The following is a 24,256-nucleotide window of genomic DNA, read 5'->3' on the forward strand; positions in this document are numbered from 1 at the left end:
TTGCCGCCTCAGTTAGCCGCTCAACATTCTTTCCAGCGCGTGCCGCGGGACAATCCAACGCCGACCCACTCGAATTGCAGGCAACTCGCCGGAATTAGCGGCTGCATAGGCACTGCACTTCGAGAGACCCAGAATCTTGCATCCCGCTTCTTCGACAGTGAACGTCGAGCGACCGTCCCAGCGCCGGTCGAGGACACGCGGGGCAGTCGTGTTTTCCGAAGTAGTCATATTCAGTCTGTTCCAGTTGACCCTTTATGTCAACTATTGTAGGGCTACATTCTGTCATAACAAGGGCTATGAAATTGAAGCAGCAACAGTTCAAAATCACCCTCGGGGACGATCTTCGCGCGAAACTCGACAGTTCCAGTTCGCTCAATCTCCGGTCGATCGCGGAGGAAATTCGCCAGCGGCTGGAAATGTCGTTCGACATCCAAGGTGACGGTCACACGCTCGACCTGATCTACGCGATCCTGTTTCTCGCGCACGAGATCATGCGCGACTTCGGCACGACGTGGTGGGGTGACGAGAGGGCGCGATCTGCGTTCATGGCGGCGATCGCCGACCAGGTGATGAGCTATCCGATCAATCCCGCCGATCTTGCTGCGAGACCACTGGTAACTTTGGGAACACCTGAGCAGCAGGCAGGGCCCGAAGATCCGCCGGAGGTTATTGGCCGCGCTATCGCTCGAAACTACCGCCGGAGAGTTCGGCCACTTGGTTTCCGATCCGACAAGTTCGACATCAGCCGCTTCCGGGAGCTGATGCAAAGCGACAAAAAATGAATCGCTTCGCTTACGGCGTGAAACCACACGACACGCCTCGCGCGGGCGAATGACGAAAGATCTGCCGGAAATTCCGCAGACCGAGCTTTAAGGGACGTTCGTAATGACCGCAGCAAAGCCAGCACTCACCGAGACGAGCGTTGACGCGACGCCTAAGTCCGCTCCTCGCCGCATGCTCACCGAGACACAGGTGCTGGAGATCATCCCCGTGAGCCGCACCACGCTCTATCGCATGGAGAAGGCAGGCCGGTTTCCGAAGTGCACTTATATCAGCCCCAACCGGCGCGTCTGGTACGAAGACGAGATCGTGGCGTGGCAGAATGCGGTCGATGAATTCGATCCGCGTCGGGCCCGGGGCAAAGGGCGGCGCGTGCGCGCGATTGCTGCTGTTGGGCGCAAACCGAATACGCGCTGAGGATTGGGGGTATGTCCAACGCATAGCGGCCCCCGGCAATGACGTTGCGCATGTGCCGCTGGCGCATTCCCCACGCATTCGCAACAACCATTCCCCTACCCTTCGCAGCTGGCGCGCGCATTGCGTCAAGCCCAAATGGCTAGACTGCTGGAAGCGATCGGAGGCTGGCCAGCTGCCGGGCGATCACACCGATCGTGCAGCCGGGCTTGCTGCCTGCATGACCCCGGCATTGCGCGAGGCGCGGGCACAGCCGGTGGCTGCTCCCGCGTACGAACCCGCGCGGCCTAGGGCTCGCTCCTGGGTTAGTGGCGTCGGGTCCGATCGATCAAGAAATCATCCAGCTGTCTGCCAGCTTGAATTTGCGGCCCAAGCCATCGGGGTTGCTTCCCACGGCCGGACCAAATCTGCATTGGGTTCTCTGGATTTCGATACTTCGGCGGAACGGGAGGGTAAGGGCGTCGCGGCCGACAAAGGTCCGATATGTTGTCGGCCCCTTGAAGCTGACGTAGCCATCAGCGCCCTCCAGAAGGCCATCAGACGCGGCCTTGAGCGCGAAGCGATGGAATTCGCGGTCGAACTCATGCACACCAGCAAAGCCTTCCACTCGATGGTCTGCAACAGGCTCGAAGTGATCTGCCATGAAGACCTCGACACGCTGGCCGCGCCATGGGTCGTGCCGTTCGTCGCGACCGCGCTCGCGCAGTCCAAGGACCGCTACAGTAGCAAGATCGGCGAGGCACGGTTGATGATCGGCAACTGCATCAGGATCATGTGCCGGGCGCCGAAGTCCCGCGCGGGCTGTCACTTCGCTGCCGCGATCGGTCTGCGGTCTCAACTCGAAGGCTACGTTCCGACCGTTCCAGATTTTGCTTTCGATCAGCACACGCTCGAAGGTCGCAGGCTGAGCCGTGGCCTCGACCACTTCCGCAGCGAAGGCGCGAAGCTGGTCCCGCCGCCGACCGGTGATGATCCCTACGAGGACGAAGCCTATCGGCTGTGGGCGCTCAAGCAGAGCAAGTAAGACCCCGACACGCCGATCACCGCCCGTCGTCCTGCCACGGCATCGTCGGCAGTGGAGGCATACTTAATGAGGCCGTTCAAACACAGCGCCGTAATGGTGGGGCGAGACCTCAACCAAGTTGCGGAATTTCAGACCGCTCGGCTCAACGCTAGCGATGGTCTGATCAGGCGTCATTCGTAGTTCCGTCGCTGGCCCTCGCGGCTCTCCTAGGACAGTCGTTTGCTCGCGCGGCCGCGCGTGCCAACTCACGATAGCGATCAAACCACCGGGCTTGAGAACATCATGGACGGCTCCCGCAAGGCGTCGCCTGTCCGGAACTCCGTGGAAGGCATTGGCGAGGAACACATGGTCAACCGCCTGCCGGACTACATTTGCGATATTGTAAGCGTCAGCTTCGACGAAAGTGCAGTTTGGCGCACCGCCTCGCTCGACGATCCGGACCTTTGCCGCTTTCAGCATCGCCCGGTCAATGTCGATAGCGATGACGCTGCCCACGATCCTAGAGAGCGGGAACGTGAACCAGCCATCACCGCAACATAGGTCCACCACGTCCATGCCGGGCGTCACGCCCACGTCGCTCAGCACTTTGGCGGGATCGGGCCACAGCGCTTCCCACCAACCGGGATCAGGCATTCCGGTGCCTTCGAAAAATCCGGGAAGTTGAGTGGTCATATCGTTGGCGACTGTCTACGGATTTCTCACGACATCACCGAACGCGGTGGTGGAGCCGATCCATCCAAAGGCCATGCCGGTGATCCTGACCACCGACGAAGAGCGGGACGTGTGGATGCGCGCGCCGTGGGATGAGGCCAAGGCGTTGCAGCAGCCATTGCCCGACGATGCGCTCAAGATCGTCATGCGCGGGACCGACAAAGAGGATCGGGCTGCGGCGTGATGCGCGCCAAGCCGCGCTATCGCGCGTCGCCACGTATTAATAGGCGCAAATATAGTTTCCGTACGCATCGTAGCAACTGCGGCGGTACGCAGCAGCGCCAACGGCAGCCGCGCCTACCGCTGCCGCTCCGACACCGTAGCCCCGATAGCCGTAGCCGCGATAGCCGCCCCGATAGCCGTAGCCCCGGTAGCCTGCGCCGCGCACTGCAACAGCGCCGCCGCCCCGCGGTCCTCGAACTGCGACCGCACCGCCGCGGTAACCGCCGCCACCCCGATAGGCACCTCCGCCGCGCCGAGCCTCGGCATCATCGGGGATCAAGCAGGCGATGAGCAAAACGAAAGCGGCAAGAGGAGCGAGAATATAGCGGAGCATGACAGAAACCCTTCTATGTATTCCTTAAGCCCCGCTCGCGAGATTGCGGCTCTCTCCGCGCAGGAGGTTGATGTAGATCAATCGAACCCGCGCACTGCGGCGCCTACGCTATGTTCCCGCACCTGAGGCGGCTTCTGCCACCTTTCGGTGACGCAAAGCAAAGAGGGAGGTCCGCCATGCATTCGAGGAAGCATTTTTCGATCAAGTCAGCGACTGTTGCCGGGATTGCTGCTAGCGCCCTGTTGGGGCTTGCAGGTGTCACTCTCAATCCAGCGCCAGCCCAGGCGGTCGTGTACTGCCAGTACGTTGAATATCCGGTGGGTTGCGTTGCCCGGGCAGGCGTCGTGCTGAGGCCTCGTCCGGTGGCGCGCGCTGCGGTCCGTCATAACGCCGGTGGCAATGCAAATGGTGGCGTCAATCGCGTTGGGGCGGGGCGGTAAAGCACTTGTTTGCGGGTCACGAGCGAGAAAGAAGCCGTCACCGTTTCTTATGGCGGAGGCTTTTTTATCGTCCCGGCGCGGAGGACTGGCGACCGATACCGGTGGCGGCTTCACGGCATGAAACACGCTTGGTACGTCACATTTGAAGTGCCGCCGGATGGCACGCTGTTAAGACGGCGACATCCGCGCTTAACCAAGACGTTTGAAACCGAAGCGGAAGCTAGGGCTTTTGCGCGAACCAAATTCAACGAGGGATTGGTCGTAACCGCGGGGACCATGATCCCCCACCTGCCGAGAACGTCAATCCCGTCGCCGGAAATTCCAGCGTGACTTGAAGCTGACCAAGTAAACGAGTTGTTTGTAAGCAGCGGGCCGACCAAAAAGTAATCTTTGACGACACGCTGCCGCGTGCAACTGCGCCTATTTGATCTAGATCAAGCGCCAGGCTCTCGACCTCAGGTGCCATACTCTGGGGCACAGCAACCGGGAGCCTGAAGATGGGTGAACGTTCGGAGCCGAAACGGGTCTGTCGTCGCAACGCACTCACTTTCCTTGGATACGCGGCCGTGTTTGGGCTTGTGGCCTCGCCCGCAATTTTGGCGGTGTCGGAGGCGGAAGCTCAGACCACCACCGCGCCCGCCACACCCACGACGCCGCCCGCAGACGCGCCGATGTCTGGGACAGAGCGCCGTCAGGAGCGGCGAAGCGGGCGAACAGAACGGCGCCAGGAACGCCGGACCGGACGCACAGAACGGCGTCAAGACCGGCGCACAGGGCGCGACGAGCGACGGGACGCGCGCGACGGCACCCCGACCACCACAACCACCACCGAGCAGAAAAAGTAGTCCGTTCATTCGGGCCAACCACGGCAACCGGGCCGCCTCAGCGCAGGCCCGGGAAAGCAGTACAGCGCGCGGATCGCAGGGCCACCGCACAGCCGGCGCTATCGCGTAGTTTGAGTGCGCGCCGCGATCCGCAGGCCCTTCGGGCGCCGCTCGAGCGGCTTAAGCTTCCCGAGCTCCAACTCGCGCCCAACGGCAGGATGTGAAACTAGGGCCTAATAGGGCCCGGCGGTTTCCGAAGACACCCAGCGCCGTCCGCTAATCAACATAAGCCCTTCATTAAACGAGGCTTTTTAGTTTTCCCCAACCGTACGAAATCGCTGGACGACAGGACCACACGGTTTTGCCGTACGCACGGCCCGTTGGCGCCACAGGGTCCGACGGCGTTGTGCACGTTGCCATCGGAATGTGACGCGACGAACCTGACAGCGCCGCTCGTCCACGCGAAGCCCTGGGCTCACGGAGAGCAATCCGCCCTGCCCACGCCTCTCGCGCACGACGCTGCTGCGTCCACCGCAAGCCCGGCCCTGCGATCACACGACACATGACCGCCCCTCAAGGGCGAGCCGGGATGGACGACACATACGCCGTTTCCGAATTTCGGTAAAGTGGAATATTTTCAAGCGGCGACTTGACACCTACCAGGGTGTTTTGCCCGTCGGGCGCCGTGGCTTGATGCAGGCGCAGACCGTAAACCTTGGCCTGGCGTACAAATTTCAGCGCCGTCTCGCGCCTCGCCGATCTAGTCAATGATCTCGTCGGCGCCGATGGCCAGGGACGGAGGGATCGTCAGGCCAAGCGCCTTGGCAACCTTTTGATTGATCACCAGCTTGAAACGGGTCGGCTGTTCAACCGGCAGATCGTTCGGCTTGGCACCCTTGAGTATCTTATCCATCAATCCCACTGCCCGACGAAAGAAATCAGGAAAGTCCTGCCCGTAGGACAGCAGAAGACCGTGCGGGACCATTTCAGCGATGAGCGAGACAGTTGGCAATTTGTGCGCCAGGGCGGCAGCCCCGATCCGCCGCCGTTCATTGAACAAAATCGGTGCGGCCAGAGCGACGCCGTCAAATCCGCTTTGCGAAATCGCGGCGAATGCCGGCTCGATTTCGTCGGGCGTCGTTATCCCGAAGGGTTTGGTCGAAACCGACAAGGCTTGCGCCGCCCTCTCGTAGCCGCCCTGGATACGCGGAGCCGCAGGGTCTCTCGGATCAACCATGATGGCCATCCGGGATAAGTTCGGCACCAGTTTCCTGAATAGTGCAACGCGCTTGCCAGATACGTCGTTGGACATCAGCGAAAGGCCAGTCACGTTACCACCGGGGCGCGCCAAACTTTCGACGAGACCGTGCCCCACGGGATCGGCATCCAGAACGAACACGACAGGAATTGTATTCGTGGCTTGCTTCGCTTCCTTGGCGCCGAGTGAAGTCACGGCAAGGATCGCATCCACTCTGCGTTCGACCATGTCCCTCGCAAACGCACGAAATCGGTCGGGCTGTTCGGCCGGAAAATGGTGCTCGAGTTGAATAGATTTGCCGTCGACATATCCAAGGTCACTGAATGCTTTCGTGACCACACTCAGATAGACATCTTCCTCCTCGGCGCTCGCCGCATGCCAGAGGACTCCGATGCGAGGTACTTTCTTCGCCTGTTGCGCCCAAGCGGCCAGCGGCCAAACGGTCACTGCGCTGCCGAGAAGCGCAATGAACTCGCGCCGTCTCATGTCAGCCCCGAGCCAAGAAAAGGATCTACTTAGACTAGCACGTTGGCGACTACCGGGATCAGCCGCTTCCGCGACCAAATGTCCGATTTGGGGTCAGCTGACGGACGGCGGATGGCACTGCGAGGCCAGCTATGGGCCACAAGCGGACCTTCCATGTGGCCCCCGCGACCAAAAGCACCTTCATTGCGCCAGCTCGTCGAGTAATGACTTGGCCTCTTTCAAATCCAACGTGTCGAAGCCCTCGGTGAACCCGCCGTAGATAGGCGCGAGGAGATTGCGGGATTCTCTGCGCTTGCCACGGTCGCGCCAGATCCGGGCCAAGCTGGTGGCAGCGCGCAGCTCCAGGCATTTGGCGCTCTGGCGACCCGCCACATCTAGCGCACGCTGAAACCACCCTTCTGCTTCGGTCCCGTCGCCGCTCCGCCTGCCAAGCGTCAGCTCCCCAGTTAACCGGCAGATTTCCGCCTCCCATCGTCGCTCGCCAGTTTCCTCGACAACGCGCGCAGCCTCGACCAGCGCGGCTAATCCTTGCTCGATTTCTCCGGCCCACGCCGATGCTTCAGCCAGCGACGCGAGATAATAGGGCCAACGGATGCGCACGCCCGTCGGCTCGACGGCCGCGAGACCGCCGCGAATCTCCGCGATCCCTTCCACCGCCTGCCCGCGTGCCGCGATCGCCCACCCCCGCAAGATGTTCCCAGCCGCCGCCAGGTGCGGTGCGATGCCATACTCGGCGCACACCGCGATTGCGGTCTCCGCATGCTCCTGGGCCGGCTCCGCTTCCCGCCGATGCTGGTAGATCATTGCGGCGAACACCAGGGCGAGAACAAGGCTGAAGGGATGCGACAGCCCCCGCGCCATCCTCACCGCCTCGCGCGCCGTAACAAGCGCCTGCTCGGGGAAACCAAGCGGCCACAGCGTGAGGGCCGCGGTGTATCGATTGCAGACGGCTGCGTCGTGGCCGCCATACAGGAACGTATGGCCACGGTGCGCGTCCGGCCGATACAGCGCCCATCCGGCTTCGAGATGCGTCCGACACGCGGTCAGTTCCGGGAGATGAAGGAGTGTCGTCCATGCGGCATGATGCGCCTGCAGGAGCAACGCCGGATCGGCGCTCTGCCGAGCGACCGCGAACAGCCCGTCCAATAGGCCGCGGGCCGCCTTGAACTCGCAGCGCTGCTGGTAAACAAGCCACAGCCCCCAATTCACGGCATAGAGCTGCGCTACATCGCCGGCTTGCTGACACAGGTCGCGTGCGTGCAGATAGGCTTGCTCCACCTCCGGCGCCGAATAGCTCTTGGTGGCGATCAGCATCGGCGCAAGCACGAGCTGCAGGGCGAGTTCGCGGCGGGCACGCTCCGCCGGATCGGCGACCCGCCTGACGAGCGCCAGCCCCTTGTAGAGATGGGCAAGGCACTCGGCATGCGCCGAGCGCTCAGCCGCGCGCTGGCCGGCCGCCTGCCAGTAGGCAATGGCGTTTTCCGCAAGGTCAGCTTCGGTGAAGTGGTGCGCGATCACCTCCGGCTGGGTTGCCGCGATGTCCGGAAACGTCTCCTCGAGCGCCCGGGCAATGCGCGCGTGCAGCGCGTGCCGCCTATTGCGCAGCAATGTGCCATAGGCCGTGTCCTGAACGAGGGCGTGCTTGAACAAATAGGTCGCGTGCGGCGGGATGCCGTTTCGGAACAGCAACCCTGCTTGCATCAGGCGGTTGAGCGCCGAGACCAGTTCCGGCTCTGACTGCCGCAGCACGGCGGCTAACAGCACATGAGAGAACTCACGACCGATCACCGCTCCGATTTGTGCTACCTCCTTGGCCGGGCCAAGCCGGTCGAGCCGCGCCATCAGAGAAGCATACAGGCTCGCGGGGACCGCCAGCGCTGGAGAGGGAATCGCGGCCGCAGTCTGCATCGCTCCGCGCTCGCTCCCGGCCTCCAGCATCGCCTTCGTCATCTCCTCGACGAACAACGGGATGCCGTCGGTGCGCTCGACAATGTCCTTTCTGACCTTCGCCGGCAGCAGCTTATTGCCGACGATGCACTCGATGACGGTCCCGACCTCGCGATGTCCCAGCCGATTGAGGGCAAGCGTTGTCACATGCGGTTGTCCTACCCAGGGCGCGTCGAACTCAGGCCGAAACGTCACGATCAAAAGCACGCGAAGGCTCGCGATCCGGTTCACCGAGCGACCGAACACTTCCAGGCTCGTGGGATCGCCCCAGTGCGCATCCTCGACGATCATGAGCACGGGGCTCGTCCGCGCTAGGGCTTCCAATTGGACGCCGAGTGCCGCCAGCGTCTTTTGCCGGCGCTGTTCGGGAACAAGCTCCAGAGCGGGATAGCGGCCGTCGTTAGGAAGCGACAACATCTCGGCCAACAGCGCCGCGTCCTGCCGGGACGTCGAAGTCTGCGCCAGGAGCGCATCGAGCTTGTCGAGCTTGGTATGCGGTGTGTCGCCGTGCACAAGTCCGGCAGCCCGTTCGAGCTGCCCGATGATCGGATAAAGAACGCTGTCGATGTGTTGGGGCGAGCAGAAATAACGAAGCCGTGTGTGGGGTTCGGCCGTCAGGCGCTCCATGAGTGCAGTGGAGAGCCTGGATTTGCCGATCCCGGCCTCACCGGACAGCAGCACCACCTGGCCTTCGCCGCTCTTGGCTTTTGCCCAGCGCCGTAACAGGAGTTCAAGCTCTTCTTCGCGGCCGACGAGTGCGGTCAGGCCGCCGGGATGCATTGCGTCGAAACGGCTCTCGACAGAACTGGCCCGCAGCACCGCGAAAGCTCGCACTGGACCTGTGATCCCCTTAAGCTCCGTTGGCCCGAGGTCCCGAAGCTCGAAGAGATTGCCCAGAAGTTTGCGCGTGGCCTCGGCAATGACGACCGTGTCCGGTTCCGCGATGCTTTGCAGACGGGCCGCAAGGTTCGGCGTCTCGCCGACAATCCCGCGCTCCTGCGCTTCGCCGGAGCCGACGAGATCTCCGACGACCACCAGCCCGGTGGCAACCCCAACCCGCATCTGCAGGGGCTCGCGAGTTGGGAGGGCAGCAACCGCGTCGATCAGGGCGAGGCCGGCACGAACAGCTCGCTCGGCGTCATCCTCATGCGCCTGAGGATAACCGAAGTAGACGAGAACGCCGTCGCCCATGTACTTTGCCACGAACCCGCCGAAGCTGCGGACGGTCTCGGCAACGCACTTCTGATAGGCCGTGATGACCTCGCGCAAATCCTCTGGGTCCATCCGGACCGAGAGCGCCGTCGAGCCGACGAGATCCGAGAACATTACGGTCACTTGGCGACGCTCAGCCGTGTCCTCTTCGTGGATTGCCAGAGAAACATCGAACACTGGCGTGGCTGCGCTCTTTTCCGCGCGCAGAGCCGCAATCGCATCTAGAAGCATGCGGCGGTGCCCAACCATGGCGACGCCCAAGTCTTTTAAGTCCTCCGCCGTCAGATTGGGCAGGACCTTCCCACTGATCTCATTTTCGCGGAATGCCGCCTCATATTGTTCGAGGCCAAGCCTCCGCAGCCAAACTCCGACGTCCATGATGGCGCCCCGGGTTCGCCTTGCGCTGCATGATCCCGCAGTCGAGACAGCCTGTCTAGAGCGCTCTCTTGGAGGACCGGTTTGGTCACAAGCGGCAGGGAGGCCAACCAGCCCTCGTCCGGTTCACCGCCGGTAGCCGACGTAGCAATGGTTGTTCGGCTGAGGGCCAGAAGCGGACTCATTCACCGCCGCAATTAAGGTCCCTATTCGATCACCTCGTCCGCGCGGATTAGCAACGAGGGCGGCACAGTGAGACCGAGCGCCTTCGCCGTCTTCATGTTGATCAGGAGCTCGAATTTGGTTGGCCGTTCTACCGGGAGGTCAGAAGGCTTGGTGCCTTTGAGTATCTTGTCCACGTAGCCCGCCGCACGGCGGAATAGATCTCGGACGTCGGCTCCGTACACAGACAGTCCGCCATCGGCATAATGCCGGAACAGATAGTTTGCCGGCAGGCGATACTTTGCTGCGAGCGCGATAATCCGCGGAGCCTGGACATAGGTGAGCGTATCGCCAAAATCGATGATCGCGTTGGCGTTTTGGGCGGCAGCGGACGCAAACGCGGCGTCGAGCTCGTCGGCCGTGGCCGCCTCGACCGGCACCAAAGTCACGCCGAGTTCCTGCCCTATTCGTGGTACGTCCTCTGCGAGATATAGCTTCTGCATTGGGTTGGCCGGATTGACCAAGAGTGCGATTTTCGAGGCGCCGGGAACGAGTTCTCGAAGGATTTCGAGACGTTTCGCGAGGAAGTCGTCCGGTACCATTGTCGAAAGGCCCGTCACGTTGCCTCCGGGGCGCGACAGGCTTTGCACAAGGCCAAGCTTCACGGGATCGGCCACACTTACGAATACAATCGGAATGGTGGTGGTGGCCGACTTCAGCGCTACGGCCGCTTGCGGCCCGGGAGCGATGAGCAGTTCGGGGCTGAGGGCAATCAGATCGGCGACAGAAGCCGCCAGTCGATCCGAGGGATGGGAAAATCGATACTCGATTACGAGATTCTTACCCTCGATCCAGCCGAAGCTGCGCAGCGCATCAAGAAGCACAAGCTCGGCTTGATTAAGAGCTTTTGCGCTTCCATCACCTACAGCAAGAAAGCCAAGCCGACGACGCTTTCCCTGCGCGCGCGAATAACGTGGCGAAAGAAGCAACGCCGCAGTGCCAGCTATGAACTCCCGCCGTTTCATTCGACCCTCATCACAGCGTGAGGACGAAGGCGCATCGTATCACGTCTCGCTAGTCGCGGCACTCTGTGGCTGCATATGCTGCGGTGCGTGGCTCAGGACGGCTGTGGGTCAAAAGCTGCCCTTGGCGGGCTGCTTCACCTTGGTCGGCTCATCTCCCGGAAGCAGACATTTCGGCTCTTCGAGCGGCAACGGGCCACAAGGCGGGCATCAGGATTGCTCGAATGGCGGATGGTTCGCCGGAGACAGAAGCGTCTACTCCTCCCGCTGCACCAACTCGAAGGTGATGCCCTCGGGACCCTCGAAGAGCCGCAGCTTTCGGCCAATGTAGTCCATCTCGTCGCTCAACATGACGACGCCGTGAGCTACGAGGTGCGCGGTGGTCGCCTCAATGTCGTCGACGCGGAACGCCAGGTGGTTGAATCCCAGCTTTCGCAAATTCGTCGGGTGCGCCCCGGGATCGGTCCCCGAGAGCGGGTCGAACTCAAGCAGCTGGATCTCGAAACGCGGCTTCGATCCTTCGAGTACGAGGGTTATGTGCTGCGCTTTCATGCGCGGCATACCCATGTATTGGGCGGGAATGCCGCCGTCGATCGCTGCGACGTGATCCTTTCTGAAACCAAGGAGCGCGAAGAACCCAATCGCTGCCTCGGCGTCCGCCACTGCGATCGTAACGTGATCAGGATTGAGTATCATCTCGTCACTCCCTCCATCAAAGCAGCGCGCTCGATCGCGCCGGCGTGCCACAGCCGGGCAAGCCGCCGGCCGCTGTCGCCCCCGTCACAATCCAATTGGACCACAGTGCGCCTGCGCTCATTCAATCACCTCGTCGGCGCGTAACAGGAATGATTCCGGTACTTTCAGACCGAGTGCCCTGGCCGTCTTCAGATTGATGACGAGGTCGAACTTGGTCGGCTGTTGGACCGGCAAGTCGGCGGGCTTCGCCCCGCGCAAAATCCTGTCGACGAAGGCCGCGGCAAGCCGCCATATGTGGGTTTCGTTCACGCCGTAGGACATCAGCCCACCCGCATCGACGAACTCCCGGTATTCAAACATCGTTGGAATTCGCGCGGTCAGCGCCTGGGCGGCAATGGCGAAGGTGAGTGGGACGCCAACGGCATAGAGGGCGTCCGCACGATCCCTGAGGTTCTCGAAGGCCGATGCAACGTCCGCCGCGCGCCTGATTTCCAATATAGTCGCCTCGAGGCCGAGCGCAGAGGCTGCCGCCTGCACCTCATCCATCCTGTTCTGGAAACCGGGACTATTGGCATTGACCATCACGGACAAGCGGCGGAAACCCGGGACGACCTCGCGCAACAGGTCGAGGCGCTTGCCGGCAAGACTGATCGGGTTGAGCGCCAGGCCGGTCGCATTGCCGTCCGGTCGGGCCAGGCTTGCGACGAGGTCGCTGCCAACAGGGTCACCAGAAACAGAGACGATCGGGATGAGCGATGTCGCACGTTTTACCGCGAGGGTCGGAGATCCCCCCACCGTGACGATGACGTTGACCTTGAGCCGGACGAACTCGGTCGCAATTTCGGTGGAGCGTTCGGTATGTCCCTCCGCGGAGCGATACTCGATCGCAACGGTCCGTCCCGCGATCCAACCGAGTTCGCGCAACTGATCCTCGAAGTCCGGGGCCGACCAGGCCGGGCCGAGGAATCCGATGATGGGTAGCTTTCTCGTCTGCTCCGCCCGCGCCGTGCTCGCGCCCATAGCCGCCGCGACGCCGACGAGCGTGATGAACTCGCGTCGCCTCATTCTGTTGCTCGCGTGAAGCGCCCGACTGAGGCATGAAGCCTAGCACCTTGCAACCGCGAGCCGAGCGAGAAAAGGGTTAGCAGCCCCTGCGACGCAATGTCCGCGTCGATAGCTTTTCAGGCGCTCCGCATCACGCGCCTGTCAGGATCGACCAGACGCACGATCTCGCAGGCGGCGACGAGGCCGGCGAGCCAGGCGGCGCTGGTCAGCCCAATGCGCGTCACGATGGCCGCGGTGAAGGCGCCCTCTCCGCCCAGCAACGGCGTCGCGGCGAGCAGTGCAAGCTCATAGGCCGCATAGGCGGCAACGAGCGTGACGGCCAGCGCCAGCGCCGTGCGGCCCTGCGGCAGCGTACGCAGCACGGCGGACGACACCGCGGTGGCCAGCAACGCAGCCGCGCCGATCGCAAAGCCCCAGGCGATGGTGTTGCCGTCGACGGGATAGTGCAGCGCGCCGAAGCCGATCGTCTGGTTCACGAGCCAGGCGCTGGTGACCACGAGCAGCGCCGGGCGCAGCGGCAGCATCGCGGCCGCGAGAACCGCGAAGGCCGCAAAGGGCGTGGCGCAGGCCAAAGCGAAACTCGCGAGCGCGCATGACGCCGTCAGCAGCGCAAGGCAGAACATCGCCGCAAGGCGCGGGGCGACCGGGTGAAGCCGCAAATGGTCCGCGTGCGGCGGCAGGATGCTGAAAGCCATAAGTGATCTCCTTCTTTTCCAATTCTAGTCCATTTGTGGGCCTGTGACAGCCCCATCGAGGTCAGAGTCCTGATCAGAACGTGGCGCCGGCCTTGAGCAGATAGCTGCGACCCGGCAGCGGATAGGCGCTGAAGCGGCCGTCAGTGAAAGTGCTTGCGATCGCATAGTCGTAATAGAGCGCGTTCAAAACGTTGTTGACGCTGAGCGACCAGAAATAGCGCTCATATTGACCGCTGAGCTTGAGGTCGATCGTGCCATTGGCTCGGCGGGCCTCGTCACCTCGACCGGCGGCAGCTGCTCCGCGGCGGACTGCTGCGCACGGGCGATGGAGGGATCGAGCAAAGGGAAGGAAACGGCCGCAACGATGCCGGCGCAGAAGCGCCAGGCGACGGAGAGAACACGGGACACGATTGTAACTTCGGCATGACGTCAGTGGCACGTCACAGCGAACGAGGCTTTACGGCGGAGCGATCGATTGCTCCGGTGAAGCTAATGTCTGTACTCCCCGACCGACATCTTCGCGTGTGACCACGGCTGACGGCAGGTCTCCTGGCTCGCGGGTCGTTACCTCTGCGTCGCCTTCCCAGGACCGAGATTTCCCAGTGGCACAGGACGAGAGATTCACCGCTTACAGTTGCGGGGGCAGCCATGGCATTGAGAAGATCCCGGCGTCGGGACCATCTCGCACCACATTCCCTTTTGATCTCCGAAAGGAGAACCGTCGGCGGCCAATCTACGGGGCGCCCAGACCGGGGTCAATCGACGCAATGTCGGCAGGCAAAACGCAAGCGGCCAGGTTCCTATGTCCGTCCCCGGGGACGCTGGGCCTGGGCCCAGGCGGCAGCGACGTCCCGGGGTGGGACGTCGATGCGCTTGATCGGGGTCAGCTCGCCGGAGGCGGAGACGATCGCGGTCTCCTCGCGGCGGCAGCGCGGGCACACGAAACGGACCTCATGCGGGGACGCCGACCAGCTTGAACGTTTCACGTTGGCGGCCATCGGCCAGGCATCGCATTGCGAGCACGATACCAGGAACCGGCCGGGATCGAGCATACCCATTCCATCGGACTCCACGTCCTGCCCGCTCACTCAATGATTGATCCATGTGAATCGTTCCGGTGCCGGGACACCGTCAGCGCCAATTCTGCTGCGAATCTGCGTCCGCCCGGTGCGCTCAGCGAGCCCCCTTGAGGGTGCACGACGTCGAGCAGGTGACCGTGGTGCCACGATCGCACACTTTGCAGGCGTTGACGCACTGCTTCATGTCGCGCGGATTGTAGCTGTAGTTTCGCAACGGGCAGGTCGAGACCGGCGTCGAGCCGGTGATGTCCTGCCCTTGATCGCAGGCCGCCGTCATGAGCGCGAATATGATCACGGCAACGAGGCGCATGGGATTGTCCTGCCAGGCATGGCAACAGTGACGCTTGCGAGGCCCGCTGCATTGCAACGAACCCCGGCCTTCCCACTACGGATATCGCCGGTCAGCGACGCCCGCATGCATCCGAGGATGCGCGCCAAACGTTAAGAAGGGATTGCCACCCGCCTCAGGCCGCAGCCCTGGCTGCGATCGCCTGTCGCATATCCACCGCCAGCTGGCGGTACTGTTCGCCGAGCTTCAGGTAGAATTCGCGCTTGGTGCTGTCGGTGGCGAGCTTGGCAATCAGCTCGCATTCGGCGGTGAGCGTCTCGAACCGTTCCAGCCTGTCGTGAAGATCAGTCATCGGCGTGTCCCCATCAAACGCCACAAGGGACACTTAACGTAAGCCCGGGAAATAGGTCACGGCGAACATCGTTATCGACTAGAACCGTTTTTTCCCGCCGCGGCGGTGCCAGCTCGACAAGGACGGCTATTTCTGATCCAGCCGCCAGGCGCCGTCCCAGCCTTTGCCCGGCGAATTGGCCTCGAACTGCGCGATGCGGCCGAGCAGCGTACGCGAAGGGCCGTCACCAGGTACCGCTTCAAGCGCCGCGTTGAAGGCGATGCGTGCGTCGTCGAAGCGCTGCGCACGATAGGCGGCAAGACCTTCGGCATAGTGCGTGCGCAGGTTCTCCTGCGGAATGCTGAGCCCGTGCGCCTTGCTCATCACCTCGAAAATGGCCTGCGCCTCACTCTGGCCGGCCACCGCGAGACGGTCGATCTCGCGCAGCTCGAGGTTCGATCCGATCGCATCCGCCGTGGCCTGCGAGATCAGGATGCGGGTCCCGTAGACCTTGTTGACCACCTCGAGGCGCGAGGCGAGGTTCACGGCATCGCCCATCACGGTGAAGCTCATCATCAGGTCGGAGCCGATGCTGCCGGTCAGCACCTCCCCGGTCGCGATGCCGATACGCAAGTCGCAGGGCACGGGCATGGCACGGATCCCGAGCAGGTCCGGCAATTGCTTCTGGAGCGCGGGCACCTGATCGGCCATGTCGATGGCCGCGTAGCAGGCAAACAGCGCCGGCTCGTCCTCCTCGATGAAGGGCGGGCCCCAATAGGCCATGATGGCGTCGCCGATATATTTGTCGATGACGCCGCGATTGCTCCGGATCGGGCCGGACATCACCGTGAAATAGTGGTTCATCACCTTGACGAGGCCACGCGGGGTCATGCCCTCGCTCATCGAGGTGAAGCCGCTCATGTCGCAGAACATGATGGTCATCACCCGGCGCTGGCCGTCGATGGCGACCTCCGGCCGGTCGATCAGCCCCTGCACCACCTTGGGATCGATGTACCGGCCAAACGTCTCGCGGATGCGCTCGTTGTGCCGCAGCTGTTCGGTCATGCGGTTGAAGGCGGCGGCGAGCTCGCCGATCTCGTCTTGCGTGGAAACGGCAATGGTCTTGTCGAACCGGCCCGCCTCGACCTCGCGCGTGCCGGCGAGGAGCAGCCGCACCGGCCGGGTGATGCCGCTGGAGACCATCAGCGCAAAGACAAAGCCGACCACGGCAGCCAGGACAGTGACAAGGCCCGAAATGATGATCGCCTGATGCTGGCGGCCGATCACCGTCGACGTGGCGGCGAACACCTGCTTGAGCATATCGGCGCGAATGCCGTCGATCTTCTGATTGAACTGGTCGCGCAAGAGGTCGAGATGCTCCAGCGTGCCTCGCGCGTCCGGCATTTGCTTGGCGTCGACCTGCTTGAGGAGCCTTGCATGGTCCTCAGCCATGCCGTGGCGCAGCTCGGAGACGGCGGTCTCGATGCGGGTGTCGATCCGCGCCAGCGCGGCATCGTTGGATGGGGTCCTCGTATCGTTGATGATCTCGTTGATGCGCTTTCGCGCGCTCGAGGTCTCCTCCTCGATCCTGCGATCGGCCTGCTCGAACTCTCTGAGGCGCGCGGCATAGGCCTCCTCGTCGGAGGATGCCTCCATCTTCACCATCACCATCCGACGCAGCGCCAGCGAACGCTCGAGCGAGCGGATATTGGCGCGGGCCAGGTTACCGTAAGCCGGGATGTAGCGGTTGGTCAGCTCGTCGAGCAGGACGCCGACCTGGCTCGACATCACCATCGACAGGATCGAGGTGACCAGCATCAGAACGATCAATCCGAGGGCGATACCGACGATCTTGCGCCGGATCGACTGATTGAAAATCGGCATGGGTGCGGGCAAAGGGCTGAAGGATGAGCGATGGAACTCAATACAACGGAATTGGTCGCGGGAACACCGGTCACCCTGACGTTTCATGCCGCACGCGATGGTCGCGCGAGACTTGATCGTTAACAAAGGTTAAAGGCGCTACCCTTTCCGCCCTTTCGGAAGTTCCAGAGTTCCCATCCGTATTTTGCCGCAATGTTGCGGGAGCGTGAGGAATGCGAAACGATGTCGTGACATCGTTCGGTGTCGTCGTTTGATTCTCAAGCCGCATGTGTCGCGGACCTTGGTTTGTAGTGGTTTCGCAGGGGGACCATCCAATGAACCAGTGCCTACGCTCGCTCGCGTGTGTCGTTGCCGTGGCCGCAATAGCCCTCCTTCCCACCGAATTGGCGGCGAAGGGCAGTCATAAATCGTCCGCAACGAAGAAGACGCATGAGGCGAAGGTCGGCAAGCAGCGCCATGCCGCAGCCGGCAAAGTGCGACATGGCAAGCACGCCGAGGCCAAGCGCAAGCCGAAGAAGACGGTCGACGAGCCCTCTGACAAGCCGGCTCCGCCGCCGCTGACCGGCGATCTCGCCGCGCTGAGGGATGCGATCGACCTCGCGCGGAAGGGCAAGACGGAAGATGCGGGCGCGGCACGCGACCGCATCGCGGACCCCGCCGGCCAGAAGCTCGCGGACTGGTTCATGCTGCGCCACTCCGAGAGCACGGCGAATTTCAAGCTCTACGCCGCCTTCCTCGCCGCCAACCCGGACTGGCCGAGCAGCGCTCTGCTGCGCCGCCGCGCGGAAGCGCGGCTCTGGCAGGAGAAGAGCGACGCGGCCACCGTGCACAAATTCACCATGGACCGGCCGACCAGTGCCAAGGGCAGGTTCGCGCTGGCCCGCGTGCTGCTCGCCGAGGGCGACGCCGACAGGGCCGCGCGTCTCGTGCGCGAGGCCTGGCGCGCGGACGAATTGTCCGAACGGAGCGAGGAAGACTCCTACGCGGCATTCGGCGACCTTCTGACCGCCGACGATCACCGCGCGCGCATGGACAAGCGCCTCGGCGCCAAGGACTATGACGGTGCAAGGCGCGCGGCCAAACGCCTCGGCGAGGATGCCCTTGCGATCGTGAAGGCCTGCGCCGCCGTCACCGGCAAGGCGAGCAAGGCCAAGGACTACCTCGAGGACGTTTCGACCGAGGCGCGGCGCGATCTCGGCTATGTGCTGTGCCGCGCCCAGTGGCATCTTCAGAACGACCGCATCGAAGACGCGGCCGAGGTGATCCTCGCCGCCCTGCCCGACACGATGGCCGCACAGGACACCGATGCGTGGTGGCGCGAGCGCCGCATGATCGCGCGCAAGCTGCTCGACCAGGGCAAGTCCAGGACCGCCTATGACGTGGTGCGCACCGCCGCGGTGCCGGAAAAGGAAGTCTATCGCGTCGACTACCACTTCATGTGCGGCTGGATCGCGCTGCGCTATCTCGACGATCCCAAGACGGCGATGGTGCACTTCGCATCGATCGACGCAGGTTCGGCCAATCCGATCGCGCTGTCGCGCGGCCACTATTGGCGCGGCCGCGCCGCCGAGGCGATGGGTGCGGCAGCCGATGCGCGTATGAGCTATCGGGCGGCGGCGCGCTATCACACCGCTTATTACGGACAGCTCGCCCGCGCCAGGCTCGGCCTCGACGGGATCGAACTGCGCCCGCCCTCACCCGTCCTGGCCGCCGCCGATACGCAGGCGGCGGACGAGCGCGTGCGCGCGGCCAACATGCTCTACGATCTCGGCGAGCGCGACGTGGTGTTCTATTATGCCGAGGACTTCGCCAAGGAGAGCACCGACGTTGCGGCGCTCGAAGCGCTCGGCGAGCTCGCCGGACAGCGCAACGATGCGCGCGTGATGCTGGAGATCGGCAAGTCGGCGCTGGCGCGCGGGCTCGCGCTCGACCACTACGCCTTCCCGACCATCGGAATCCCCGAGCACAAGCAGGTCGCGCCCGCGATCGAGACCAGTGTGATCTATTCGGTGGCGCGCACCGAAAGCTCGTTCCACCAGCGCGACAAGTCGCACGCCAACGCGGTCGGGCTGATGCAGGTGACGCCGGAAGCGGGCCGCGATACCGCCAAGCGCTTCGGCCTGACCTATGACTGGGGCAAGATGGTCTCCGATCCCGTCTACAACACGCAGATGGGCGCCGCCGAGCTCAGCGCGCTGTTCTCGGAATATCGCGGCAACCAGATCATGACCTTCGCCGGCTACAATGCCGGCCGCGGCCGGGTGCGCGAATGGGTGCAGGCGCGCGGCGACCCCAGAGATCCCAAGGTCGACCCGGTCGACTGGGTTGAGCGCATTCCGCTGTCGGAGACGCGCAACTATGTCCAGCGCGTGATCGAGAACGTGCTGGTCTATCGCGCCCGGTTCGAAGACAGCGGCACGATCGCCGGCAAGAGCGACCAGCGCGTGGTGACGCACGGCGTCAGCGCAACCGCACCCGTGGCGGCCGCAGCACCCGCTCCCTAGTCGGCGCCGCCGGGGCTGGACGCGGCGACTGCGAGGTTGCGTTGCTGCGGCTTCCACGCGAGTGCAGTCGCTAGCTAGGTGTCACCTCCTTCCAGCTTCATCAGATCGCGACCGTCCAGATATGTGGCGGTCAAGGCTCTTGCGAAGCTCCAGATCTGTATCGTGGTGCTCCAGCACGAGACGGCACCCAGCACCGCCAACGTCTCGATCATGCTGGCGGCGGCGACCTCGGCGCTCCCGGCGGCCGGCTCTGTGCGTCGAGGTATCGGCCACTGCATCAACAGCGTCACGACTTCGCTTCGCCGATAGCAATCGTAGTCGCAGTAGCGGTGCTGGGTCCGCGCATGCCGGACGTAGCCGGACTGGATCGACCGCGAGCAAGTGCTGCACGTCACCGCGTGCGACGGAGGCTCGTGATTGACCACCACGAACTTCACGACACCGCCCTCATGCGATCTTTTGCGAGCGCTTCGCAGAACAGCTCGTAGCACTGATGGTCGCAGTAAGGCAGACGGGTTGCGATCTCGCGGAGATATCCGCCTTCGATCGGCTCGCAGCACTGCAAGCACCAGGTCTGCCGGAACGGAGTGCGGTCGTTCACCAGCACGAACGCGAACCTCATGTGGCACCTCCCAAAGCGAAGCAGTAAACGCTGTCCAATGGAGACAGTGCGGGTGGTGGAGCGCACAGATGATTTCGGCCGTCCGGGTTATCCCTGTTTCGCTCCACTTTCTGCGGCGGGATCAGAATGTATCGCCCGTCCTCCCTGCGACGTGCATAGATCTGGCCGTCGACATATTTGATATCGGTCGGATAGCAGTCAGCGCTGTTGCAGCAACTGAGGCTCGGATTGTCCGGCATGTGCCAGGTCGAATAGAACTTTTCGTGCAGCCCCTGATCCTGGGGCGGGTGCTGGCGATGAACGGCACCCTGTCTCGTCTCCTGCGCCTGGACCGTCGCAACGGAGCCGAAGAGAATGATCCAGCACAAGGGCTTGTATGAGCGTTTCAACGCACCGGCTCCCGGATCAGAGCTGAACGACGTCAGCCCTCCAATTCAGCCTCACGCGACCTGAGCTCGAAACAACCACCGGCGGTCCCGTTCGCGGCGTGTGCGGAAACCATCAACGCATTTCCTGGAACAGAGCGCCGTGCGCCAGGAATAGTAGCGGATCAGGCCAAACTTGCTGCCGCACATCGCACAGCCGTTGATCGAAGAGCAACGTTCGGATCCGGACAGGCGACCTTCAGGAAGTTCCGATGTATCGCACATTGTTGTCTCACTCTGTTGCTTGCGCTTTTGCCAGTTCGTTCCCTTCGACCTCTCGCGGGTCCTGAATGACCGCGCCGCGGCTGCGTATCGGGAAATGCGGTGGCCTCGTCCCTGATCGTGTGCCTGTCGGTGAGGCGGCTTGGCCGTAGGCTTCAGACCAGTTCTGGTGCGATTGACTGGTCGATACTCCCGATGGTCATGAGCCTAGTCCGTTGGGCACGAGGTCCTCAATTGTACGGAGGTAAATAGCCGGCATGACTAGGAATGGAGGAGCTATACCTAGGTTTGTCCGTAGTCGCCCGGGTCTCTCGCGCGGCTCATGTTCAACGGGACAGCGCATGATGCGTCGGCCGCACGGCCACCGCGAAAAATCGGCTGACACGGCGCGCTTGATGCGTTGCGGTGAACAGCGGCGCGGCAGCCAATTCGAAGGCGAATGTCGTAACCGCCGTCCGACTTTGGCCGGAATTGCTCCTCTGGCGGCAACGTGCTCTACTTGTCTTCACGCAGAGAGCGCCGGGAGCGTCTGCGATGAAGCTTGGCCGTGCAGCGACCTTTGGGAAGTCAGCCGTGCAATTCCTCGCCGGATGCGTCCGGCAAACGGTTACCACGAAGCCTCGCGTCGAGCCCGGCGACGCCAGTTTGCTCGAATCGGTCAAGCAGTGGCAGCAAGTCTTCGAACACAACCCCGTCATGTACTTCATGGTCGATCCGGTCGGGACCGTGATCAACGTGAACCCGTTCGGCGCCGCGCAACTGGGCTATACGGCCACGGAGTTGATCGGCCGATCGGTGCTGGATGTCTTCTTCGAGGAAGACCGCGACTTCGTCCGCGCATGTGTCACGCTGTGTCTCGAGACCGTCGATCAGTCACACACCTGGGAAATCCGGAAGGTCCGCAAGGATGGCTCGGTGCTATGGGTGCGCGAGAACGCCAAGACCATGCTGCGGGCCGATGGCGGGCCAATCGTGCTGGTCGCCTGCGAGAACATCACCGAACGCAAGGAAGCTGAGAATGCGCTGCGACAGAGCGAGGCTTACCTCGCACAGGCGCAGGAACTGAGCCACACCGGCAGTTTCGGCTGGAGGTCGGCAACCGGAGAGATTACCTGGTCCAAGGAGACCTATCGCATCTTCCAATGCGACGAGGGGACCAGGCCAAGAATCCCCTTCATGCTCGAGCGGATTCATCCGGATGACCGGCTTGCGGTGCAACAGACCACGGGTCAGGCTGCGCGCGAGGGCAAGGATTACGATCACGAATACCGGCTCCTGATGCCCGACGGCTCCATCAAATACGTCCGGGCAGTGGCCCGGGCGACCCGGGATTCCAGCGGCCGTGTGCAGTTCGTCGGATCGGTCACTGACGTCACGGCGACCAAAGAGGCCGAGCGAAGGCTTCGCGAGAGCGAGCAGCGCTTTCGCGATTACGCCGAAACCGCCTCTGACTGGTTCTGGGAGACAGGGCCAGACCATCGCGTGACCCAGATTTCGGAACACTCCGATACCATCACGGCTCCCGTCGGCCTGCTCGGGCTCACGCGTTGGGACATTGCGCCCGATGCAGATCTCGAGCCGGATAAATGGCGACAACATCGGGAGGCGCTCGATGCCCACGTCCCATTCCGCGACCTGGTGTATCGCAGCAGGGACCGCAACGGTCAGGCGATCTATGTCCGGACCAGCGGCAAGCCGTTCTTCGACCCGCAAGGCGCCTTTCTGGGTTATCGTGGCGTCTGCACCGACGTGACCGCGGCCATCCGGGCCGATCAGGCGGAAGACGCGCTGCGCAGGGCCCAGGCCGAGCTCGCCCATGTGACGCGCGTCACGACACTGGGCGAGCTGACAGCCTCCATTGCGCACGAGATCAACCAGCCGCTCGCCGCCGTGATCGCGAATGCCGACGCCTGTCTCTCCTGGCTGCAGCGCAATCCGCCAGATCTCAACGCGGCCCGCCGCTCCGTGGACTGGATCATCGAGGACGGCAAGCGTGCCAGCGACATCATCCACCACGTCCGGGCGCTCGCCAAGCAGACCGACATCGAGATGGTGCCGCTCGACGCGAGCACGGTCGTGCGGGAGGCCGTGGCGCTCGTTCAGCGCGAAATGGCCAGCCATGCCGTGTCGGTGCGAATGGAGCTATCATCGGCATTGCCCGGGATCTTTGGCGATCGAATCCAATTGCAACAGGTCCTGATCAACCTGATCATGAACGGGATCGAGGCCATGGAAGGCGTCGATGATCGCCCGCGCGAGCTGACGATCCGCTCAGAGGCGGACGGCGATCATGCGGTGCTGGTGAGCGTTGCCGACTGCGGCGCCGGCATCTGCGAAAAGGCGATTGACCGCCTGTTCATGCCGTTCTTCACCACGAAATCCTCGGGCATGGGCATGGGGCTGTCGATCTGTCGCTCCATAGTCGAGGCCCATGGCGGTCGACTTGCCGCCGCTCCGAACCAAGGGCACGGGGCAACTTTCCAGATCACCCTGCCTGTCCATCGAGAGGAAGCATCGTGACCGAACGCGCGGGACCTTCGCCGGCGCAGGAGGACGGCGATCAGCCCATCGTCTTCATCGTCGACGACGACGCATCCATGCGCCGTGCGCTCACCAATCTATTCGAGTCGGTCGGCCTCAAGGTCGAAGCATTCGGCTCGGCGCCGCAACTGCTCCAGGCCAAGCCGCCGGAAGTGCCCAGCTGCCTCGTGCTCGACATCCGCCTGCCCGGAGCGAGTGGCCTCGACCTTCAGACCGATCTTGCCAAGGCCAATATCCACACACCCATCATCTTCATTACCGGTCATGGCGATATTCCCATGACCGTTCGCGCCATGAAGAGCGGCGCGATCGACTTCCTGACCAAGCCGGTTCGCGACCAGGACATCCTGGACGCAGTCCGGGCCGCGATCGAGCGGGACCGCAAGCGCCGCGACCTCAACAGGACGGTCTCGACCGTGCGATCACGCTTCGAGTCACTGTCGTCTCGGGAGAGAGACGTATTGTCACTGGTGACAGCCGGCCTGATGAACAAGCAAGTGGCCGTCCAGCTCGGATTGGCGGAAATTACCGTCAAGATCTATCGCGGCCAGATCATGCGAAAAATGGGTGCGAAGTCGCTGGCCGACCTGGTCAGGATGAGCGAGGCGCTCGGGATTCGGCCCGGCAAACCCGACGTACAAACCTAAGTATGAGTTTCCAATGGTGACCGAGAGGTCCACCTTGCGTGGCTT

At 63.0% G+C, this 24,256-nt stretch carries 23 protein-coding genes, 2 pseudogenes and 1 riboswitch; of the genes and pseudogenes, 8 read left to right on the forward strand and 17 right to left on the reverse strand.

Annotation, left to right across the window (positions count from 1 at the left end):
• Nucleotides 1–12: 12 nt before the first annotated feature.
• Nucleotides 13–228, reverse strand: a complete 216-nt coding sequence (locus HAP40_RS37355) for a helix-turn-helix domain-containing protein (protein WP_080586812.1) — start codon at nucleotides 226–228, stop codon at nucleotides 13–15.
• Between the two features lie 68 nt (nucleotides 229–296).
• Between HAP40_RS37355 and HAP40_RS20980 the strand changes: the two genes are divergently transcribed.
• Both HAP40_RS20980 and HAP40_RS20985 read left to right on the forward strand, forming a co-directional pair.
• Nucleotides 297–782 (forward strand): hypothetical protein, encoded by a 486-nt coding sequence (locus HAP40_RS20980; protein ID WP_166816017.1) that lies wholly within the window; start codon nucleotides 297–299, stop codon nucleotides 780–782.
• Between the two features lie 103 nt (nucleotides 783–885).
• Entirely contained in the window at nucleotides 886–1,197 is a 312-nt protein-coding gene (locus tag HAP40_RS20985) for a helix-turn-helix transcriptional regulator (protein ID WP_166816015.1), read from the forward strand.
• A 302-nt stretch (nucleotides 1,198–1,499) separates the two neighbouring features.
• On the opposite strand, the gene HAP40_RS20990 is transcribed toward HAP40_RS20985, so the two are convergent.
• The gene (locus tag HAP40_RS20990) at nucleotides 1,500–1,607 is read right to left on the reverse strand and encodes an H-NS family nucleoid-associated regulatory protein (protein WP_334270704.1); all 108 of its coding nucleotides are present in this window, start codon (nucleotides 1,605–1,607) and stop codon (nucleotides 1,500–1,502) included.
• On the opposite strand from HAP40_RS20990, the gene HAP40_RS20995 reads away from it, so the two are divergent.
• Entirely contained in the window at nucleotides 1,607–2,218 is a 612-nt protein-coding gene (locus HAP40_RS20995; protein WP_166816013.1) for a hypothetical protein, read from the forward strand. The two genes, HAP40_RS20990 and HAP40_RS20995, sit on opposite strands and share 1 nt — an antisense overlap.
• A gap of 63 nt (nucleotides 2,219–2,281) precedes the next feature.
• On the opposite strand, the gene HAP40_RS21000 is transcribed toward HAP40_RS20995, so the two are convergent.
• Complete coding sequence (locus HAP40_RS21000; protein ID WP_166816011.1) at nucleotides 2,282–2,890, reverse strand: class I SAM-dependent methyltransferase; 609 nt, start codon at nucleotides 2,888–2,890, stop codon at nucleotides 2,282–2,284.
• Between the two features lie 13 nt (nucleotides 2,891–2,903).
• Here HAP40_RS21000 and HAP40_RS21005 point away from each other — a divergent pair.
• A pseudogene (locus tag HAP40_RS21005) lies at nucleotides 2,904–3,113 on the forward strand (SOS response-associated peptidase); the annotation flags it as partial.
• Nucleotides 3,114–3,661: 548 nt separating this feature from the next.
• Nucleotides 3,662–3,925, forward strand: a complete 264-nt coding sequence (locus HAP40_RS21010) for a hypothetical protein (RefSeq protein WP_166816009.1) — start codon at nucleotides 3,662–3,664, stop codon at nucleotides 3,923–3,925.
• Between the two features lie 1,584 nt (nucleotides 3,926–5,509).
• On the opposite strand, the gene HAP40_RS21015 is transcribed toward HAP40_RS21010, so the two are convergent.
• The 11 genes and pseudogenes from HAP40_RS21015 to HAP40_RS21065 all read right to left on the reverse strand — a co-directional run bounded on the left by HAP40_RS21015 (nucleotide 5,510) and on the right by HAP40_RS21065 (nucleotide 17,250).
• Entirely contained in the window at nucleotides 5,510–6,493 is a 984-nt protein-coding gene (locus HAP40_RS21015; RefSeq protein WP_166816007.1) for an ABC transporter substrate-binding protein, read from the reverse strand.
• Nucleotides 6,494–6,673: 180 nt separating this feature from the next.
• Nucleotides 6,674–10,030, reverse strand: coding sequence for an adenylate/guanylate cyclase domain-containing protein (locus tag HAP40_RS21020; protein ID WP_166816005.1), 3,357 nt, complete (start codon nucleotides 10,028–10,030; stop codon nucleotides 6,674–6,676).
• Between the two features lie 203 nt (nucleotides 10,031–10,233).
• Nucleotides 10,234–11,214 carry an ABC transporter substrate-binding protein gene (locus HAP40_RS21025; RefSeq protein ID WP_166816003.1) on the reverse strand — a complete coding sequence of 327 codons (981 nt, stop codon included), beginning with the start codon at nucleotides 11,212–11,214 and terminating at the stop codon, nucleotides 10,234–10,236.
• A 252-nt stretch (nucleotides 11,215–11,466) separates the two neighbouring features.
• The gene (locus HAP40_RS21030; RefSeq protein WP_166816001.1) at nucleotides 11,467–11,907 is read right to left on the reverse strand and encodes a VOC family protein; all 441 of its coding nucleotides are present in this window, start codon (nucleotides 11,905–11,907) and stop codon (nucleotides 11,467–11,469) included.
• 117 nt (nucleotides 11,908–12,024) lie between these two features.
• Nucleotides 12,025–12,972 carry an ABC transporter substrate-binding protein gene (locus HAP40_RS21035; RefSeq protein WP_166815999.1) on the reverse strand — a complete coding sequence of 316 codons (948 nt, stop codon included), beginning with the start codon at nucleotides 12,970–12,972 and terminating at the stop codon, nucleotides 12,025–12,027.
• Nucleotides 12,973–13,088: 116 nt separating this feature from the next.
• On the reverse strand, nucleotides 13,089–13,667 hold the full coding sequence (locus HAP40_RS21040) for a hypothetical protein (RefSeq protein ID WP_166815997.1): 579 nt from the start codon (nucleotides 13,665–13,667) through the stop codon (nucleotides 13,089–13,091).
• A 73-nt stretch (nucleotides 13,668–13,740) separates the two neighbouring features.
• Nucleotides 13,741–13,929 (reverse strand): annotated as a pseudogene (locus HAP40_RS21045) (hypothetical protein); the annotation flags it as partial.
• Nucleotides 13,930–14,189: 260 nt separating this feature from the next.
• Nucleotides 14,190–14,405: riboswitch (cobalamin riboswitch) on the reverse strand.
• Between the two features lie 62 nt (nucleotides 14,406–14,467).
• Nucleotides 14,468–14,725 (reverse strand): hypothetical protein, encoded by a 258-nt coding sequence (locus tag HAP40_RS21050; RefSeq protein WP_166815995.1) that lies wholly within the window; start codon nucleotides 14,723–14,725, stop codon nucleotides 14,468–14,470.
• Between the two features lie 115 nt (nucleotides 14,726–14,840).
• Nucleotides 14,841–15,056 (reverse strand): hypothetical protein, encoded by a 216-nt coding sequence (locus tag HAP40_RS21055; protein WP_166815993.1) that lies wholly within the window; start codon nucleotides 15,054–15,056, stop codon nucleotides 14,841–14,843.
• Nucleotides 15,057–15,210: 154 nt separating this feature from the next.
• Nucleotides 15,211–15,387: a hypothetical protein gene (locus HAP40_RS21060; protein WP_166815991.1), complete on the reverse strand. Its 177-nt coding sequence runs from the start codon at nucleotides 15,385–15,387 to the stop codon at nucleotides 15,211–15,213.
• Between the two features lie 126 nt (nucleotides 15,388–15,513).
• On the reverse strand, nucleotides 15,514–17,250 hold the full coding sequence (locus HAP40_RS21065; RefSeq protein WP_166815989.1) for an adenylate/guanylate cyclase domain-containing protein: 1,737 nt from the start codon (nucleotides 17,248–17,250) through the stop codon (nucleotides 15,514–15,516).
• A gap of 314 nt (nucleotides 17,251–17,564) precedes the next feature.
• Between HAP40_RS21065 and HAP40_RS21070 the strand changes: the two genes are divergently transcribed.
• The gene (locus HAP40_RS21070) at nucleotides 17,565–19,754 is read left to right on the forward strand and encodes a lytic transglycosylase domain-containing protein (protein WP_166815987.1); all 2,190 of its coding nucleotides are present in this window, start codon (nucleotides 17,565–17,567) and stop codon (nucleotides 19,752–19,754) included.
• Nucleotides 19,755–19,828: 74 nt separating this feature from the next.
• Here HAP40_RS21070 and HAP40_RS21075 read toward each other — a convergent pair whose 3' ends face one another.
• From HAP40_RS21075 to HAP40_RS21085, 3 genes are read right to left on the reverse strand one after another with little or no spacing between them, the layout of a single operon-like run.
• Entirely contained in the window at nucleotides 19,829–20,191 is a 363-nt protein-coding gene (locus HAP40_RS21075; RefSeq protein ID WP_166815985.1) for a hypothetical protein, read from the reverse strand.
• Nucleotides 20,188–20,376 (reverse strand): hypothetical protein, encoded by a 189-nt coding sequence (locus HAP40_RS21080; protein WP_166810886.1) that lies wholly within the window; start codon nucleotides 20,374–20,376, stop codon nucleotides 20,188–20,190. Before HAP40_RS21080 ends, HAP40_RS21075 begins: the two co-directional genes overlap by 4 nt.
• A complete protein-coding gene (locus tag HAP40_RS21085; protein WP_246741064.1) occupies nucleotides 20,373–20,765 on the reverse strand; it encodes a hypothetical protein in 393 nt (130 codons plus the stop codon). The genes HAP40_RS21080 and HAP40_RS21085 overlap by 4 nt, the downstream gene beginning before the upstream one ends.
• 792 nt (nucleotides 20,766–21,557) lie before the next feature.
• On the opposite strand from HAP40_RS21085, the gene HAP40_RS21090 reads away from it, so the two are divergent.
• Nucleotides 21,558–23,543 (forward strand): PAS domain S-box protein, encoded by a 1,986-nt coding sequence (locus HAP40_RS21090; RefSeq protein WP_166815983.1) that lies wholly within the window; start codon nucleotides 21,558–21,560, stop codon nucleotides 23,541–23,543.
• Entirely contained in the window at nucleotides 23,537–24,211 is a 675-nt protein-coding gene (locus HAP40_RS21095) for a response regulator transcription factor (RefSeq protein WP_409363738.1), read from the forward strand. The genes HAP40_RS21090 and HAP40_RS21095 overlap by 7 nt, the downstream gene beginning before the upstream one ends.
• The last annotated feature ends 45 nt before the right edge of the window (nucleotides 24,212–24,256 follow it).

The sequence above is a fragment of the Bradyrhizobium sp. 1(2017) genome, assembly GCF_011602485.2.
GTDB lineage: Bacteria > Pseudomonadota > Alphaproteobacteria > Rhizobiales > Xanthobacteraceae > Bradyrhizobium.